Raw genomic sequence first — 16,364 nt, 5'->3', positions numbered from 1 at the left:
TATGGAGTATATCAAGGGATTTACATTTGGCTGGATGAGTGGCAGGGGCGACTTCCGCAAGAAGGAAGCCAAAGAATCCTTGCACCTGATGGCTGAACGTACAGGCAGTTCACATGTTATTTTTGCACTGGCGGCACATCAGGATCATCCGCAGGCGGTAGAGGTCAAGTATCGGGGTACACATCTGGTAGAGGATGATGAACTGGTGGACATGATTCGTTATGCCCGTACACTCGGGCTGCGTGTCATTCTGAAACCAACCGTCAACTGTACCGATGGCACATGGCGTGCACATATTAACTTTTTTGATATCGATGTGCCTTGTGAGCCAAAGTGGAAGGATTGGTTCCGCAGCTACACAGCATTTCAGAAGCATTATGCAGCGATTGCAGAGCAGGAAAAGTGTCAGATGTTCATTGTTGGCTGTGAGATGGTGCAATCCGAGCGTCGGGATCAGGAGTGGCGCGAGGTGATCGCTGGTGTGCGTGAAGTGTACACGGGACTGGTGTCATACAACACGGACAAGTATCAGGAAGATCATGTGAAGTGGTGGGATGCTGTGGACGTGATTTCTTCCAGTGGTTATTATCCCATCGGAGATTGGGAGGCACAGCTGGATCGTATTGAACAGGCGATTGCTCCCTATGGTAAACCCTTTTTCTTCGCGGAAGCAGGCTGTCCCAGCCGCAGCGGATCGGCCCAGGTTCCAAACGATTGGGGACTGGAAGGCGAAGTGAGCGCTGAGGAACAGGAGCGGTTCTATGAAGCGATGTTCCGGCATGTCAGTCAGCGTGACTGGGTACGCGGATTCGGTCTGTGGGATTGGAGCGCACATCTACACGCGGAGAAGGATGCGCTGACCGATGACGGATACGGGGTGTATGGTAAGCCAGCGGAGCAGGTGATTCGTCGGTTCTATGAGAGCATCGCTGTAGAAGTTTAAACGAGAAACAAGAAGGCGTATGTGAAGATAGATTTCAGGTGATATATCTGTATATGTACTTTCGTGATTTCCATGCTGTGAACAAGGAATAGCAGATTATTGTGGAACTTATTTTTGCAGTTGTGATTCATATTCAGGTCGAGAGGCTCTTCCTCCTACAGGAAGGGCTTTTTTGGCATATTTAGTAGTGATACATACAATGTCGAATTATATTGACAAAAGGAGGTCTCCTGCCTATTCTTAATGGATGAATATGATAATCATTATCATAAAATAGAGAAAAGGGGTTCTACATCCATGTCTGTACAACATCGCAAATCTTCGGCCCTCACGCTGGCAACTATGCTCTTGTTGCTATTCGTTATTGTGGGTTGCAGCAATACAGGAAGTGGAGATGAATCCTCATCTGCTGCTTCGGATCAAACGTCTACGAAGTCGATTACGATGTCATGGCCACGTGATATCGGTACAATGAATCCGCATACGTACAATCCTTCGCAATTATTTGCCCAATCGATGCTCTATGAGCCACTGATCAGTTACCAGAAGGACGGAAAACTGGAACCTGCGCTGGCAGAATCATGGACCATCTCCGATGACGGCAAAGTATATACATTCAAGCTTCGCCAAGGTGTGAAATTCTCAGATGGTACGCCATTTAATGCTGAGATTGTGAAAAAGAATTTTGACGCTGTGATGAAAAATAAAGCTACACATAGCTGGCTGGGAATTGTAGGTGTGCTCGACAAGACGGAGGTTGTGGACGACCATACGTTCCGTATGACACTCACAGAGCCGTATTATCCTGTTCTTCAGGATTTGTCTGTGGTTCGTCCTTTCCGCTTCCTGGGTGAAGCCGGATTCCCGGATGACGGAGATACATCCCAAGGCATCAAAGAGCCAGTTGGAACGGGCCCGTGGATGCTGGCTGATTACAAGCAGGACGAATATGCTGTTTTCAAACGTAACCCGAATTATTGGGGGACCGCACCGAAGGTGGATCAGATTACGGTTAAAATCATCCCTGATGCAGAAACCCGCGTGCTTGCTTTTGAAAAAGGTGATCTCGACCTGATCTACGGTGAAGGTATGATCAGTCTGGATGCGTTCCAACAGCTTCGTGACAACGATAAATATGTGAGTCAACTGTCTGATCCGGTAGGTACGCGGGATCTGCTGCTGAATTCCTCCAATCCGAAGCTGTCTGATCTCAGAGTACGGATGGCGCTCCAGCAAGGATTTAACAAAAAAGCGATGGTGGAAGGCATCACTCTGGGTCTGGAAGAACCGGCAGATACGGCACTATCCAAAAACTACCCATACACCAATGTTGACCTGAAACCGATCGAATATAACGTGGAACGATCCAAAGCTTTATTGGATGAAGCGGGTTGGAAGATGCCTGCGAATGGTAGCGTTCGTGAGAAAGACGGCCAACAGCTTGAATTCGAAATGATTTTTGACAAGACGGACCCGATTCAGAAAGCGATGGCTGAGACCATTCAGGCGGAATGGAGCGAGCTTGGGGTTAAGGTAAACCTCACTGGGCTGGAACTGACGGTACAGATCAAACGTTTGAAAGCCAATGATTTTGACCTGTATTTCTGGTACAACTATGGTGCTCCGTATGATCCACATTCCTTCATTAACGTTGTAGCGAGCCCTGGATTTGGTATCTCTGAGACGCTCAGTGCCTTGCCGATGAAAAAGGAACTGGACGAGCAGGTACATGCCGCACTATCATCAACAGATGAGACGAAACGTCAGGAGCTGTATGGCTCCATCCTGACAACACTTCAGGAACAATCGGCGATTGTCCCCATCTCGTATGTTAAGAAAACGGCGGTATATCAGAAGAAAATTTCCAACTTTATTTTCCCGGCGAACCGTGATGAAAATCCGTTTGTAGGCATTGAGTTGGGCAATCAATAATGATCCATGTAGCTTGATAAAAGGGAGGAACGTTTGGTGATCAGTTATATCGGTAAACGAATGATCGCGATCATTCCTATCGTTTTTATCGCTACACTCGTTACCTTTGCGCTTATTCATATCTCACCAGTTGATCCGGCCGAGGCTTATCTGACAGCTGCTCATATCTATCCCACACCGGAGCTGCTTGCGCAAAAACGGCATGAATTCGGCCTGGATCAGCCTTTGTTAACCCAATATGCGCATACGATTCAGAAAATTGCCAAGCTCGACTTCGGCACCTCGTATCTCACCAATAAACCCGTATGGGATGAGGTGAAATTAAGGCTCCCGGCTACGGCTGAGTTAGCCTTCTGGAGTATGTTGTTATCCGCTTTGGTGAGTATTCCATTGGGAATACTGGCGGCGGTGTACAAGAATAGCTGGATTGACATGGTCAGCCGGGCCATTTCCTATTTTGGAGCATCTATTCCGCAATTCTGGCTCGGTTACCTGCTGATCTTCTTTTTCTCAGTGAAATTGGACTGGCTGCCTGTGGAGGGGCGTGGATCGTGGGAGAATCTGGTTCTGCCTACGATTACACTTTCCTTGATTCTTATTGCGGTCTACACCCGATTGTTACGTTCCAGTGTACTGGAGCAATTGCAGGAGACATATGTAAAGTATGCAAGAACACGCGGGATTCGCGAAAGAGTGATTATGCTCAAGCATGTCCTGAAAATCGCCATATCGCCCCTCATTACGGGGATGGGGATGAGTATGGGCAAGCTGCTCACAGGCACCATTATTGTAGAGCAGGTATTTTCCTGGCCTGGGTTCGGACGATACTTTGTTGATGCGATATTTAACCGGGATATTCCCGTAATACAATGTTATGTCTTCCTGGCGGCATGCCTGTTCATCGTATGCAATCTGCTCGTTGATCTGGTGCAGCTCGTTATGGACCCACGGATTTCAGCGAAAGGACGGGCAGAACATTGATAAACAAATGGTGTGCGGTATTTAAAGGACAGAGAGCCATTCAAATATGCTCGGTGATCCTATTACTTTTCTTCGTGATTGCGATACTTGCTCCGTGGATTGCTCCTCATGACCCGGTTAAGGTGAATCTGTTACAGAAGCTGGCGAGTCCATCGCTTGAGCATTGGCTGGGAACGGATCATCTGGGACGCGACAATCTTACCAGACTGATGTATGGAGCGCGGGTGTCGCTTGGATTTGCTACTTTGATCTTTCTGTCGTCTTTGCTCATTGGTGTCATTGTAGGTTCGATCTCTGGTTACCTTGGTGGCTGGGTGGACAGTCTACTGATGCGCTTGTGTGAAGGCATTATGGCGTTTCCGAATCTAGTACTGGTGCTGGGCATTGTGGGGATTTTCGGCCCAGGTCTGATGCAGGTGCTTCTAGCCCTCATGATGGTGCAGTGGGTGTATTATGCACGCATCTGTAGGAATATGGTCGTTAGTCTGAAGGAACGGAACTTCATCGCAGCGGCGCGGATTAGCGGCTCCTCTTCGTGGACGATTATCCGCAGACATATCATCCCCAACGTGCAGCGTCCCATTGTTGTGATGGGCACACTGGAGATGGGCTGGGCGATTATGGATATATCTGCACTGTCCTTCCTGGGACTCGGTATTCAACCCCCGAATGCAGAATGGGGGGCCATGATTCATGAAGGAACGGGTTATATTCGGAGTCATCCCGAATTGATGATCTATCCGGGTGTGTTGATTTTGCTGGTGGTCATGACGTTCAACATCCTGGGAGAATCGTTATCTGAGCGTTATGGTATTGCGAAACGATAGTTGCAGTTGAACGGGTGGAAAGCAGACGGGGGTGAGCATATCGATGGTTGATGCAGCGAAGGTACTTGAAGTTCGGGATCTGCAAGTGAAGCTTAGAACAACGGAAGGTTCAGTCCCGTTACTGGAGCCTATGGATTTCGAATTGCAAAAAGGCCGTGTCTTCGGTCTGGTCGGCGAGAGTGGCAGCGGCAAGACCGTTACGTGTAACGCGCTGCTCCATCTGCTTGATCCGCGCAAGATGGAAGTGTCAGGCAGCATCCGCCTGAATGGGCGTGAGCTTGGCTCCTTGTCAGGTGAGGAGATGCGGCGCATCCGAGGCAAGGACATCGGATTTATTATGCAGAATCCGATGAATGCTTTTACACCCGTATATACGATCGGATCTCAATTCATTGAAACCTTGCGTACGCATACGGGGATGTCGAAAGCAGTAGCCCGAGAACGGGCTATTGCTGCCTTGGCAGACATGAACCTGCCCGAGCCGGCCAAACTGATGAAGCGATATCCCTTCCAACTGAGTGGTGGTATGTTACAGCGGGTAATGATTGCCATATCGATGTGCCTGCGACCAGCCCTGGTTATTGCTGACGAGCCAACGACGGCACTGGATGTCGTGAATCAGTTGAAGGTGCTTTTGGAATTGGATCGGCTACGTACGGAATATGGCACATCCATCTTGCTCATCTCCCACGATCTGGGTGTGATCTCGCATATGGCCGATGAAGTCGCGGTTATGCAGAAGGGACGGATTGTGGAGCAGGCGGATGTGTATCAACTGTTTGATCACCCGCAGCATGAGTATACCCGGATGTTGTTAAATGCCAGGCCCAGTATGTCTTTGGGACGATAGCGAATGGCAGATGAGATGAATCGTTCAATGAATGTATGTGTAGAACGGGTATGAACTGGATTTTGAGTGGGTAGGCTTAGGGGTGAAATGGGCATGGTGATGTGAAATTTCAGCTTCTTCCGAGATTGCTTCTGCCAAGTACAAAAGAGGAGGATGACCTGATGCTTCAGGTACGTGGAGTAAGCCATAGCTATGGCAAACGCAATTGGCTGGATCGTTCGGGAGCGCGTCCTCCTGTGCTGGCAGATATCTCACTTACGATTGAAAAGGGTGTTTGTCTGGGACTGTTAGGTACGAGCGGGGCAGGTAAAAGTACCTTGGGCAAAATCATTCTTGGTCTGGAGAAGCCCAGCCAGGGTCAGGTTTTATTTCAAGGTCAGGATATCTACCGATCCAGCAAATCCGTACTCAAGGGATTACGACGTGATCTGCAGGTCGTGTTCCAGGACTGTTATTCGGCTGTGAATCCACTCATGACTGCCGCGCAGATCATCGGTGAGCCACTGGATAATTACGAGCGTTTGTCTACAAAAGAACAACTTCGTGTGGTTGGACAACTGCTTGAGCAGGTTGGACTTACACCTGAGGATGGGAGCAAGCTTCCGCATCAGTTCAGCGGCGGGCAATTACAGCGAGTCAACATTGCACGAGCCATTGCGCTCAAGCCAAAGTTAATCGTACTGGATGAATCGATCAGCAGCCTGGATATGGTGCACCAGACGCAAATCCTATCCTTATTGGCGGAGCTCAGAGCATCGTATGGGTTGTCCTATCTTTTTATCACACATGATATTCGGGCCGCCATGACGATCTGCGATAGTATTGCCGTAATGGATCAGGGGAAGCTGGTCTATAGCGGTGATGCCGGCGATTCGGTAATGCAGTCAGATCATCCGGCAGTCCAGCAACTGGTTACAGCTATTTTGCCTGAGCATCCATCAGGTCGTATTTCGTTTGGGTAATGCGTTGCTTGTATGGTTGTAGATGGCTGTTCGTTGGGGTTGCTTACCATGGTTGTGCTCCATTGCATGAACGGATACGAAGTCGCTAACGAATCGAGAGAGCGTTAAATGGCGATATAGTGCGGAATGCAAAATGTAACGAACCTCAGTGAAGTTATTCCGGTGCAAACTAGTTTAAAACCTCCAAATGATACACAGATCGAGGAAATAACGCGTCTACGATTCGTTAAACCTCAGACTTATCGAAAATGGCGCTAATAGCGTGTTTACGGTTCGTTAGATCATAATGAATGCTAAAAGGGTTGTCCCCTACGTCTTGTTCAAGACGTAGGGGACAACCCTTTTTTGTAACTGGAAATAGGTACATTTCTGCTCTCTGATATAAGTTAAACTAAAATTACAAGTGCGCCACTCGCGGAATACAGGACTACCTTTGAATTATGAGTATCCCCAGATTTTTGATTTAACTTACAACGTGAAAATCTGGAGAGAAGCATATACTTCCGATGAAGTTTTCTTGCAGAAAAGTGTTTACCCCATCTTCCGCCCAAGCTGTTCGATCTTATCCAACCAATTCTTTCTCTGTTCATCAGACTTCTTCCCAACTTGATCTACAGGTGTTATCCGCACAGGTTTGATGCCAGTCAGTGCAAATGTGGAGATTTTCATCATTTTATGTGCGGGCTCACCTTGGAACCATTTGTAGTACCAGCTCGGACCATCCATCGTGGTGATCATGCGGGCGGTGCGGCCTTTGAGCAGTTGATCGGGGAAAAGTTTTCCTTTTTGATACTTGAAGGCGTAACCTGGCATGAAGATTCGGTCAACGAAACCTTTCAGCAGGGCAGGTGGTCCTCCCCACCATATTGGGAACACCCATACGAGATGCTCGGCCCACTTGATTGCTTCTTGAGCTTGTAGCAAATCCGGTTCAAGTGGAAGTTTATTACGATATCCTCCTTCCAGATTCATGTTGAACGCGAGTTCGTTCAGGTTGATCATGCGAACGTCTGCACCAGCCTGAACCGCACCTTTACGGTAAGCCTCGGCGATTGCACCGTTGTAACTGGGTGAGACGGGATTGCCTTGAATAATTAATATTTTCTTCATCGAAGATAACACTTCCTGACTGTTTTAGTTAATGAACACTAACCTCGTGTGCAAAAAGAAAAGGTCACGTGTGACCCGGTAATCCATTATTCGTATATCCTGATGGTATGCTGATGATTCTCTTTTAGAAGTTGTTCAAAGAGTCCGCTTTTGATTACGAAGCATGCCTAGTGGCATCATCCGCATCGGAATATGGGATTCAGCCGAGATAAGCGGATGTTTACGAAGGTTGTTTCCTTCGGAAACAATGTAGTTGCTCACGTCGTTTTCCCTACACTCCGCTACTCCATTTCTAGCTTCATCCCATCTCCATCGTTACTTCTGAGGTAAGTGCCCCAACATCGATGCAAGTCGGTGAACAGTCTCGCCCGTATAAGGTACCAACAGCTCTGGTAGCTCACCTTGCATACTGGAGACCGCCATGCGTGTAATTGCACCGATCACCAGCACGGCTGTAAGCCGTGAATCCTGCTGAGGCAGTTCCCCCCTCATCATTCCCTGATCGATCAGATCCATTAACGCATCCAATGGCTGACGGTAATCCTCGCTGCTTCCAGCTTCAATGAATATTTCATGATTCTGTGAAATTAGCAGCAGTCCGTAGGGATCTTCATCATGCAGATGGAGAACCTCGGTAACCAGTTGCTTGAAGCGTTCCAACACCGGACCTTCCTGTCGAACATACCCGTCAATCAGTGCAGTATAGTCGACACAGTATTGGGTGAAGGCTTCCAGTGCAACGGCATCTTTGTTTTTAAAATGTTTGTAGATCGCCGCATCGGTTACTCCGGCGGCGTCACCGATCTCTTTGACGGATATGCCGTCAACGCCTTTGGTTGCGAACAAGCGCATCGCCGCTTGTAGGATATCTTTCTTTTTGCTGTCCACATGAGATTTGTTCTTCATGATTTTATAGTAAGTGATTACTAACCAAAATGCAACAAGCAATTTTGAAACTCTAAATTAAGACACTGAATAAGCGCTTACGAACAAAGCTTGCAGGCTTGTGAACGGCAACGTATGATGAATAGAAATCAACATCGGAGCAGCAGGGAGAACGAAACGGATGGTGGATAGCGTGAACGAAGAGATGGATGCATATAGCTGGGTGACGCCTGAAGGAATGCTGAATGATTACTATATAACAAGCCGCGAACAGTTGTATAAAGGAATGAACGGACGATATGTGGAGCGATTCACGATTCCTACCGGGGGCAGTTATATTTTCAAACCACTGACGAATCCTGCACAGCATGGACGGGAACGATGGATGTACGAACGTGTGATGTCAGGTCTACCCCCGATCTATCCGCAGCTCATTGCAGCGTCGGATCTTACCATTGCTCCAGCACAGAGCTGGATGATCTACGAGGATCTGGGGCAACTGGTGCATGATTCGCAAGAAGCGACGATGCTCGGCGCAGCGGCACATATGGCAGCATGGCATGCATTGCCTGTTACGGAGTGGAACGAGCTGCCTCGCATGGGCCAGAAACCGTCTATTCGCACAATATTGGATGAGTTGCAAATGCATAGGCAATCTACCGATGAACTGTTATCCAGATTGGATATGCAGCTATCCGCATCCGATTGGGATAAGATCACTAGGTTGATCCTTACGGCAGAGGAAGAACTTCCTACTGTTTTGTGTCACGGAGACCTGCATCCAGGTAACATGGCGGAGGTGGAAGGCAGACTGGTCATCTTGGACTGGGAGCATGCCCATCTGAATACGCCACTGTGGGATATATATCACCTAGTTGATCTCTCGCATCCGCTGTTTCCCAGAACAGTTACGCCTGTATTGCGAGAGCGGGTCATGGATGTTTATTTGGACAAACTAGGGAGCCTGGGCATGCAGATTGAACGGGTTTCTTTTGCAGAATGGTACGATGCCTATGCTATTGCATTCTCACTCTGGATGCTGCGTTTGATTGATGGCGATCTCAGAAGTGAGGAATGTGTGTGGCCGAAGGAACAGTTGCGGAACCAATGGCATGAGACGGCAGCGACGATGGAACAGTGCATGAGGCACATGGGTGAGGAATAGAAATGAGGGGTGAGAAACTTGCGTAAAGTCGCACTTGTTATGCGTAAAATTCAATTCACGGAAGCACAGGGGCCACGCGTATTTGCGGATCGGCTGAAGCAGATTGGTCTGGAACTGGGCGTAGATATCGTGTTCATCTCGCCGGAGCGTCATGTCAGCGGATACGACTGGTTGCCGGGTTATGAGCATGAGAAAGGTGACCTGGTGAACTACGATATCGTGCTGGACCAGATTCATAGCCAAAATATAGAGCATGTCATCTACACCGTATCCGGGTTTACGTTTTTGAAGATGTTCCTACCAAAGAGTGTATTGTTTCCGCACAGTTTTCCCGATCCCGCGCTAACGGGATATGAGATGATGAAGCCATTTTATACGATGGTGGATAAAGCGATTGTGCAGACCGAGTTTTTGAAAACAGAACTGGCCCGCAATTTCGGCGTACATGACGTGAACGTCATCCCGATTGGCTTTAGTGAAGAGCTGGCGAACCGGCACTATGACCCGAGCCAGGTCGTACATAATCGGGTGCTCTGGATCGGTAGGGATGAAGCGAACCGTCGACCGGACTTGGTCCTGGAATATGCTCGGCAGAACCCGGACAAGGAAGTGTACATGGTGTTTGGCGGCGTGCGCTATCGGGAAACCATGAAGAAGTATGACATTCCTGCCAACGTGAAGCTGAAGTTTGCGCTCACGCAGGATGAGATATTTACGTTGATGAATTCATCCAAGGTATATTGGAACTGTTCGGCCTTTGATACGTTTGCGATGCCGCTGACGGAAGCGATGGCGATGGGCAAAATGGTCGTGAAACCGGAGCATGCTTGCTACGGTCACATTCGATCCACGCATGCCTTTGCAGGCAACGAGGATAACTGGTTTGAACTGGTGAACATGGCTGCGGCAGCGCCGCGCAGTGTGTCAGAAGACAACCGGGAGTATGCGTTTGGTGCCTTTTCGCGCACGAAGATGAAAGAAGGGTACCGGAACTTTTTCTCAGAGTGGTTGAAGTAACGTAAGGTCTGTAACAAAGGGCTTGATCCATCCAGCAACAGGAGGGGAACCTTATGGAAGTACTGATCTTATGGACATTGGGAATGTGGGCGGTGCAGCTGCTGATTGAATGGCTTATCTACCGATTGCAAGGACGGCGAATGACGTGGGTACAATATATATTGCCATGTGTGGCCCTGCTTGGCGGTGCCGTTGTAATCATGATCAGCATCGATATTGGCGGGTGGAACGGCATCGGATATGCCCTGCTCGGCGCATCACTGGGTACCTCGGGAATGTTAACACTTATTACGGTGGCGATCAGGGATGTAATGCTTCGGCGACGGGGCAGGGATTAATCAGAGCTGTAGCTATTGTGGAAAAGGATGAATTGGCGATGGGATGGTTGCGGAAACGCATTCGTCTGTGATATATTGACATTAATTATGACATGGGAGGTGAAGACAGGTGAATCACGAGATGCTTAACAACCGTATTAGCCAGCTGCCGATTGCTATGGCTGGCATTGTTCATACTTTTCTGACCAACGGGAGAAGTCTGTCCAATTTTGAATATACGGAAGTTAACATTTGCGAGAAGATGCCTGCCTTGACCTCATTCGGACGATAAGCGATATTGCTTGAATTCTGAAGGGCCGCGGAGCTAACCTCCTGCGGCTCTTTTTGTGTTGCGGTCAGGATCTTCCATACCATAGGAGGAACCTTATTATGATGATGATTAGCGCGCAACAACTGACTCAATACCACGGAGCACATCTGGTGCTGGACGGCATTACATTTGAAATTATGGAAGGTGACAAGATTGCCTTAATCGGCCGCAACGGAAGCGGCAAGACCACACTTATGCGCCTGATGGCAAGAATGAACAAGCCGGATGAAGGGCAATTGATGATAAAAAAAGATACACGAATGGGATATGTAGCTCAGGTTCCGGAAGGATTAGATGACCATACCGTACTGGATGTGCTGAGCCTTGGATTCAAGGAGCTTATGATATGTCGCACGCAAATGAAGGAAATGGAGCAGCAGATGTCCGATCCGGCATGTGCTGCAGACCCAGATCAATTGGAGCGCCTGTTGAAACGCTACGCGGCGCTGCAAGATCAGTTTGAGCGTGAGGGTGGATACGAAATGGATGCCCGGATCGATCAGGTGGCGGACGGTTTGGATATCGCCAAGGCGCATTATGGTTGGCGCTTCGGTTCACTGTCCGGTGGGGAACAGACCCGGGTGGTGCTGGCCTCGCAGCTGATCGTAAAACCCGATCTCCTATTGCTGGATGAACCCACGAACCATCTCGATCTGGAGCGGGTGGAGTGGCTGGAAGGATTTTTACGAGAATACTCCGGCACCATTGTCCTGATCTCGCATGATCGCTACTTTCTGGATCGGGTAGTGAATGGAACGCTGGAGCTGGAGGATGGTGAGGCGCTAACGGCAGCAGGAGGCTATACGGAATATATGGCAGTGAAAGAACAACGGCTGTTGCAGCAATTCGAGGAGTTCAAGGAGCAGCAGAAGGTGATCAAAAAAATGAAGGAAACGATCCGCCAGCTGGAGGAGTGGGGCCGAGTTGGTGGCAATGAAAAGTTCTTTCGGCGGGCCGCTTCCATGCGCAAAGCGCTGGAACGGATGGAACAGGTGAAGCGCCCCATATTGGAGCGGCGCAATGCCGACTTCGATGTTCGTCCTACGGATCGAACAGGTAAACGGGTCGTGGTCCTGGAACAAGTGGAGATGAGTTATGGCGAGCGAGCGATTCTACGCGGGATCTCGGGTCTGCTTGAATATGGCGACAAAATTGCACTCATTGGCCGCAATGGTTCCGGCAAGACGACCCTGTTCAAGTTGTTGCTTGGAGATGAGCAACCCAATACCGGCAAGCTGGAGTGGGGTGCACGCGTGGATGTAGGGTATCTGGCTCAACAGGAGGAACCTAAGAATCCGAAGCTGAATGTGCTTGAATACTTCCGTCTGGAAGCAGGCGTGGAGGAAGGCGAAGCACGCGGGATTCTGGCTCGATACCTGTTCTATGGAGCCGATGTATTCCGCGCAGTGGGACAGTTATCTGGCGGGGAATGGACGCGCCTGCGGCTGGCTCTGCTGGTGCAGCGCAAACCCAATGTACTGCTGCTCGATGAGCCGACCAACCATCTGGATATCGCATCCAGAGAAGCGCTGGAAGAGTCACTGGTTGATTTTGAAGGAACCGTACTTGCCATCTCGCATGATCGATATTTCGTCAATCGCCTTGCGTCCCGTGTCTGGGAACTGGAGAACGGGCAAATGACCGCTTATCTGGGAGACTATGAGGCGTATCGTGAGAAGAAGCTTGATTTGCAAGCTCGTGCGGCGGCGACAGGTCAGGGCACAGGAGGGGGAGCCGTTCCATCCGGCGGAAAAGCCAAGTCAGAGATGAAGTCAGGTATGACGACAACGTCGAGGGGGACTGTCCGATCAGGGAAGAAGCCAGAAGCTAATTCGGTTGCAACTGCATCGAATGATAGAAGTGGCAATGGCAATCAACACTCTGCGGAGAAGCTGGAACAGACTTTGGCTCGTCTTGAGGCACAGATTCAGGCGCTGGATCAACAGCTGGAAACGGTGCAGAACAATCCGCTTGAACTTGAACAAATCTGGCATGATCGCGAGCAATTGTCCGCTGAATATAATGATGTATTGGCCCAGTGGGCTGAGTTATAGGTCCGAATGGCATGAGCATAAGGTTGAACAAACGAGGTCGGGGAATCTTCTCCGGCCTTTTGACACGGGCTTAAAACATATCAAACGTGGAATCTGCTTGTTTTTTCAAGCTTTGTTGATCCAAGAACGTGGCGACAACCTGTTCTTATTTTTACATGTCATGGTGAATAGAATCAATTTCATAAATCACTAAAAATGGAGTTTTGTAACTAGACATAGAGACAAATTAAACCATTTTGATCTATGTCTAGCCTTGATTTGAAGCAGCTAAAGGTACTATGAAATTGATTCACTAGTGTAACTTTTTTCCTTCTGATGCGTTAAATACGTTTGTATGAATTGAAACGGCTCACCTAAGAGCTCGCAAAAAGGGAGGTTATCGGTATCTATTATTCATTGACGTATCGGAGTTGGTCGGATGATCGACAGGCGGAGACTGGGGTGCTGGAACAGACTTCAGTCACACGAGATGAACTGTTCATGCGCAAACTGGTGGATGCCACTTTGGTGAAAAACAAACTTTGGGCGCATCTGTCCAATGAATGCCAGGATGGGCGGGAACATGCGGTATACGTGATGGCGTATGACCAACAGATGCCGGATGAGTACGGTGCAGCCATTGCGGATGCTGCGCTGGCGATGTGCAAAATGTCTTCCATTTACAGCGCAGAGTATATGTTGTGGAATGGAAGTTCGTTTCAGGAGTTGGAGCTCACAGCTTCATCCACCTATACAATGGAGCTTGCCGAGCAACTGCTGGACCATTATATGGTTCGCGGTGGCAAGACGTATGAGTTCCTGTATTCCGTGCTGGATGCGGATCGCAAGAAAGTGTTGTTTTATATGAAAGAGGTGGATCTGTGATGAGTGACCAAGAGCGGGGGCAAGCATCGAAACCCGGATCAAAAGCGAAGCTGGTTGCTTTCTCCCTGATGCTGGCAGTTCCTGCTGTGTTATCCGGTTGCGGCAGCAACAATGATGAATGTGACCCGGAGTATGATACCGGATGTGAATATGATTCCAACAGTGGGCACTACTACTACGGCGGGTCGTCGTATCGAAGCAATAAGGACAGTAACAGCTCCTATAGCAAATCCAAGTCCAAATCAAGCGGCTTTGGTAGCTTCTTCCGCAGTTCGGGAGGATAACCGGATGAGGCAAGTGGTTCAACTACCGTTTAGTCACGAAGAAGTATTTCAGGGCGAAACGGAACAACAGATTCCATATCATCGAATGTATGGGAAGCAGTATTGTGTGCCTGCATTGACGGTCTATTCTCCCTCGGAGGTACAAGAGCTGCGTGCCGCAGCCGAGGCGGTAGACGGCATTTATTGTAAAGTGATGCGATTTATCCAGCAATACATGCCGGATTCCTTTTTGGATCATCAGTTGGGTATCCATCCGGGGCTTATTCCGGCAGCACGTATGGAGATGGTAACTGGAGGCATTACCCGTCAGGACTGGATTATTGGAGAGGCTGGACCGAAGTGTATTGAAAATAATACGGACACTCCAACAGGCATACCGGAGGCTGCTGCATTGGAAAATATCCTGGTCGGTCTTGCTGAGGATGCTACGCTAACTGCACCATCTGCCGAGATGGATACACGTATTCGGGAGTGTTTCAGGATATGGCTGGAATTCTATGCAGAGCAGGGTTTAAAGGGGTCTGTGACATTCACTTCTTTTGGCAAACATGTCGAAGATCGAACAAATACGGAATACCTGATGAAACGTTGTCAGGAAGCGGGATACGAAGTTTTCTATGCTCCACTTGAGGAACTGGAGATTGTTCCAGGGGAGGCGCTTTACCATCAGGGTCGGGAGATTAACTTGCTGTACCGTCTCTATCCACTGGAGTATCTGATTGATGATCGGGATGAGACGACAGGGGTGGAGATTGGGGTAGCTCTGCTTGATCTTGTACGGGAGGGACGACTAGGTCTAATGAATCCGGTTCAGCATGTACTGATGCAGAGTAAAGGCTTCATGGCGGCAATCTGGTCGCTCTACGAGCGTAACGAGCAAACCCCGGATTATTGCGGGTTTACCCTCTTTGATGAAGCAGAAATGGACGTGATTTCTCGATATCTGCTGCCAACCTATTTTTCGGCTGAGCCTTTCGAGCTGAATGCCATACCATATGTAGCTAAAAGCTATTGGGGGCGCGAAGGCAGAGGAACTCTTTTGCTGGATGGTGGAACGGACAATGCCTTTGGAAAGCAGGATACAGAGGAGCAGGATACAGAGCATTCTCTTAACGAGGTGCTGGAATCCAATCTTGCATCTGGGGCAACAGACGAGGATGAAGAGATTGCAGCTTATTACGAAAATCAGCCCAAAATCTATCAGCAGTTGGTTCCGATGGAACAGGCCGTGATCGAGACGGAAGATGGGGCGTACAGCGGTTATCTGCTTACAGGGGTGTTTGTTATCGGTGGGCGTTTGGCTGGGGTGTTACCCAGGGTTGGGGAGAAAGTAACTGGAGATATGGCCTATTATTGTGCGGCTACAGTTCGGGAACGGATGAATGATGAGGAGGAGAAGGAATGGAGAATTTGGGATTAAACCTCGTGAATGTGGCGGTGGGTGTGGGCATTCTGCTGGTGGTATTGGTATGTGGATATTTCGCTTTTAGCAAATTGACCCGGTATAACGATAGTGAGGAAATCGCTAAAGGTAACGAGGCGGCGGGCATGTACATGGGCAGCAAATTGCTGGGACTGTGTATTATTGTAGGTATGGTATCTTTCTCGACGCATTCGTGGTTGGATATGCTGTTGTGGTCGGCGTTTGGAATTATTGTGCTGTGCCTGGTCTATATTATATTTGATTTCCTGATTCCAAAAATGCGGGTGTGTGACGAAATCGCACGAGGAAATATGGCGGTAGCCCAGCTGCTGCGTTCGATTATCATCGGCGTTTCCATCGTCATCGGTACATTTTTGATGTAAAATAAGACATAGTGTTTTATAGAATGTACTATATAA

17 protein-coding genes are annotated in these 16,364 nt (G+C 48.8%); 15 read left to right on the top strand and 2 right to left on the bottom strand.

The window, feature by feature from the left end; translation table 11 throughout:
• Position 1 precedes the first annotated feature (1 nt).
• From QVE09_RS22730 to nikE, 6 genes are all read left to right on the top strand, one after another.
• Positions 2-943, top strand: a complete 942-nt coding sequence (locus tag QVE09_RS22730) for a glycoside hydrolase family 113 (RefSeq protein WP_315938754.1) — start codon at positions 2-4, stop codon at positions 941-943.
• A gap of 297 nt (positions 944-1,240) precedes the next feature.
• On the top strand, positions 1,241-2,875 hold the full coding sequence (gene nikA / locus QVE09_RS22725) for a nickel ABC transporter substrate-binding protein (protein WP_315938628.1): 1,635 nt from the start codon (positions 1,241-1,243) through the stop codon (positions 2,873-2,875).
• A gap of 36 nt (positions 2,876-2,911) precedes the next feature.
• Positions 2,912-3,856, top strand: coding sequence for a nickel ABC transporter permease subunit NikB (nikB, locus tag QVE09_RS22720; RefSeq protein WP_315938627.1), 945 nt, complete (start codon positions 2,912-2,914; stop codon positions 3,854-3,856).
• Entirely contained in the window at positions 3,853-4,683 is an 831-nt protein-coding gene (gene nikC, locus QVE09_RS22715; RefSeq protein WP_315938626.1) for a nickel ABC transporter permease subunit NikC, read from the top strand. The genes nikB and nikC overlap by 4 nt, the downstream gene beginning before the upstream one ends.
• A 43-nt stretch (positions 4,684-4,726) precedes the next feature.
• Complete coding sequence (locus tag QVE09_RS22710; protein WP_315938625.1) at positions 4,727-5,533, top strand: ABC transporter ATP-binding protein; 807 nt, start codon at positions 4,727-4,729, stop codon at positions 5,531-5,533.
• 161 nt (positions 5,534-5,694) lie between these two features.
• Positions 5,695-6,495 carry a nickel import ATP-binding protein NikE gene (gene nikE, locus QVE09_RS22705; protein ID WP_315938624.1) on the top strand — a complete coding sequence of 267 codons (801 nt, stop codon included), beginning with the start codon at positions 5,695-5,697 and terminating at the stop codon, positions 6,493-6,495.
• A 531-nt stretch (positions 6,496-7,026) separates the two neighbouring features.
• On the opposite strand, the gene QVE09_RS22700 is transcribed toward nikE, so the two are convergent.
• Both QVE09_RS22700 and QVE09_RS22695 read right to left on the bottom strand, forming a co-directional pair.
• Positions 7,027-7,605, bottom strand: a complete 579-nt coding sequence (locus QVE09_RS22700) for an NAD(P)H-dependent oxidoreductase (protein WP_315938623.1) — start codon at positions 7,603-7,605, stop codon at positions 7,027-7,029.
• Positions 7,606-7,920: 315 nt separating this feature from the next.
• Positions 7,921-8,511, bottom strand: coding sequence for a TetR/AcrR family transcriptional regulator (locus QVE09_RS22695; protein ID WP_315938753.1), 591 nt, complete (start codon positions 8,509-8,511; stop codon positions 7,921-7,923).
• Between the two features lie 160 nt (positions 8,512-8,671).
• Between QVE09_RS22695 and QVE09_RS22690 the strand changes: the two genes are divergently transcribed.
• The 9 genes from QVE09_RS22690 (at position 8,672) to QVE09_RS22650 (ending at position 16,328) form a co-directional block, all read left to right on the top strand.
• Positions 8,672-9,655 carry a phosphotransferase family protein gene (locus QVE09_RS22690; RefSeq protein WP_315938622.1) on the top strand — a complete coding sequence of 328 codons (984 nt, stop codon included), beginning with the start codon at positions 8,672-8,674 and terminating at the stop codon, positions 9,653-9,655.
• 18 nt (positions 9,656-9,673) lie between these two features.
• Positions 9,674-10,672 (top strand): glycosyltransferase, encoded by a 999-nt coding sequence (locus tag QVE09_RS22685; protein WP_315938621.1) that lies wholly within the window; start codon positions 9,674-9,676, stop codon positions 10,670-10,672.
• A gap of 53 nt (positions 10,673-10,725) precedes the next feature.
• Complete coding sequence (locus QVE09_RS22680; RefSeq protein WP_076216814.1) at positions 10,726-11,010, top strand: hypothetical protein; 285 nt, start codon at positions 10,726-10,728, stop codon at positions 11,008-11,010.
• A gap of 109 nt (positions 11,011-11,119) precedes the next feature.
• Positions 11,120-11,281, top strand: coding sequence for a hypothetical protein (locus QVE09_RS22675; RefSeq protein ID WP_017691697.1), 162 nt, complete (start codon positions 11,120-11,122; stop codon positions 11,279-11,281).
• A 98-nt stretch (positions 11,282-11,379) separates the two neighbouring features.
• Entirely contained in the window at positions 11,380-13,374 is a 1,995-nt protein-coding gene (gene abc-f, locus QVE09_RS22670) for a ribosomal protection-like ABC-F family protein (protein WP_315938620.1), read from the top strand.
• 441 nt (positions 13,375-13,815) lie between these two features.
• A complete protein-coding gene (locus tag QVE09_RS22665) occupies positions 13,816-14,238 on the top strand; it encodes a hypothetical protein (RefSeq protein WP_315938619.1) in 423 nt (140 codons plus the stop codon).
• Positions 14,238-14,522 carry a hypothetical protein gene (locus QVE09_RS22660; RefSeq protein ID WP_237177903.1) on the top strand — a complete coding sequence of 95 codons (285 nt, stop codon included), beginning with the start codon at positions 14,238-14,240 and terminating at the stop codon, positions 14,520-14,522. The genes QVE09_RS22665 and QVE09_RS22660 overlap by 1 nt, the downstream gene beginning before the upstream one ends.
• 4 nt (positions 14,523-14,526) lie before the next feature.
• The gene (locus tag QVE09_RS22655) at positions 14,527-15,942 is read left to right on the top strand and encodes a glutathionylspermidine synthase family protein (protein WP_315938618.1); all 1,416 of its coding nucleotides are present in this window, start codon (positions 14,527-14,529) and stop codon (positions 15,940-15,942) included.
• Entirely contained in the window at positions 15,924-16,328 is a 405-nt protein-coding gene (locus QVE09_RS22650; RefSeq protein WP_017691702.1) for a DUF350 domain-containing protein, read from the top strand. Before QVE09_RS22655 ends, QVE09_RS22650 begins: the two co-directional genes overlap by 19 nt.
• The last annotated feature ends 36 nt before the right edge of the window (positions 16,329-16,364 follow it).

The sequence above is a fragment of the Paenibacillus sp. ClWae2A genome (assembly GCF_032452295.1).
GTDB lineage: Bacteria > Bacillota > Bacilli > Paenibacillales > Paenibacillaceae > Paenibacillus.
Note: the sequence above shows the minus strand (reverse complement) of the source record. Positions and strands in the feature narration are given on the sequence as shown.

What these genes read in the sequence shown, in the direction of transcription:
- nikA (WP_315938628.1), top strand. Translation starts at nt 1,241, where the DNA reads ATGTCTGTACAACATCGCAAATCTTCGGCCCTCACGCTGGCAACTATG.
- QVE09_RS22695 (WP_315938753.1), bottom strand. Translation starts at nt 8,511, where the DNA reads ATGAAGAACAAATCTCATGTGGACAGCAAAAAGAAAGATATCCTACAA.
- abc-f (WP_315938620.1), top strand. Translation starts at nt 11,380, where the DNA reads ATGATGATGATTAGCGCGCAACAACTGACTCAATACCACGGAGCACAT.
- QVE09_RS22700 (WP_315938623.1), bottom strand. Translation starts at nt 7,605, where the DNA reads ATGAAGAAAATATTAATTATTCAAGGCAATCCCGTCTCACCCAGTTAC.
- QVE09_RS22710 (WP_315938625.1), top strand. Translation starts at nt 4,727, where the DNA reads ATGGTTGATGCAGCGAAGGTACTTGAAGTTCGGGATCTGCAAGTGAAG.
- QVE09_RS22690 (WP_315938622.1), top strand. Translation starts at nt 8,672, where the DNA reads ATGGTGGATAGCGTGAACGAAGAGATGGATGCATATAGCTGGGTGACG.
- QVE09_RS22730 (WP_315938754.1), top strand. Translation starts at nt 2, where the DNA reads ATGGAGTATATCAAGGGATTTACATTTGGCTGGATGAGTGGCAGGGGC.
- nikE (WP_315938624.1), top strand. Translation starts at nt 5,695, where the DNA reads ATGCTTCAGGTACGTGGAGTAAGCCATAGCTATGGCAAACGCAATTGG.
- QVE09_RS22650 (WP_017691702.1), top strand. Translation starts at nt 15,924, where the DNA reads ATGGAGAATTTGGGATTAAACCTCGTGAATGTGGCGGTGGGTGTGGGC.
- QVE09_RS22680 (WP_076216814.1), top strand. Translation starts at nt 10,726, where the DNA reads ATGGAAGTACTGATCTTATGGACATTGGGAATGTGGGCGGTGCAGCTG.
- QVE09_RS22655 (WP_315938618.1), top strand. Translation starts at nt 14,527, where the DNA reads ATGAGGCAAGTGGTTCAACTACCGTTTAGTCACGAAGAAGTATTTCAG.
- QVE09_RS22660 (WP_237177903.1), top strand. Translation starts at nt 14,238, where the DNA reads ATGAGTGACCAAGAGCGGGGGCAAGCATCGAAACCCGGATCAAAAGCG.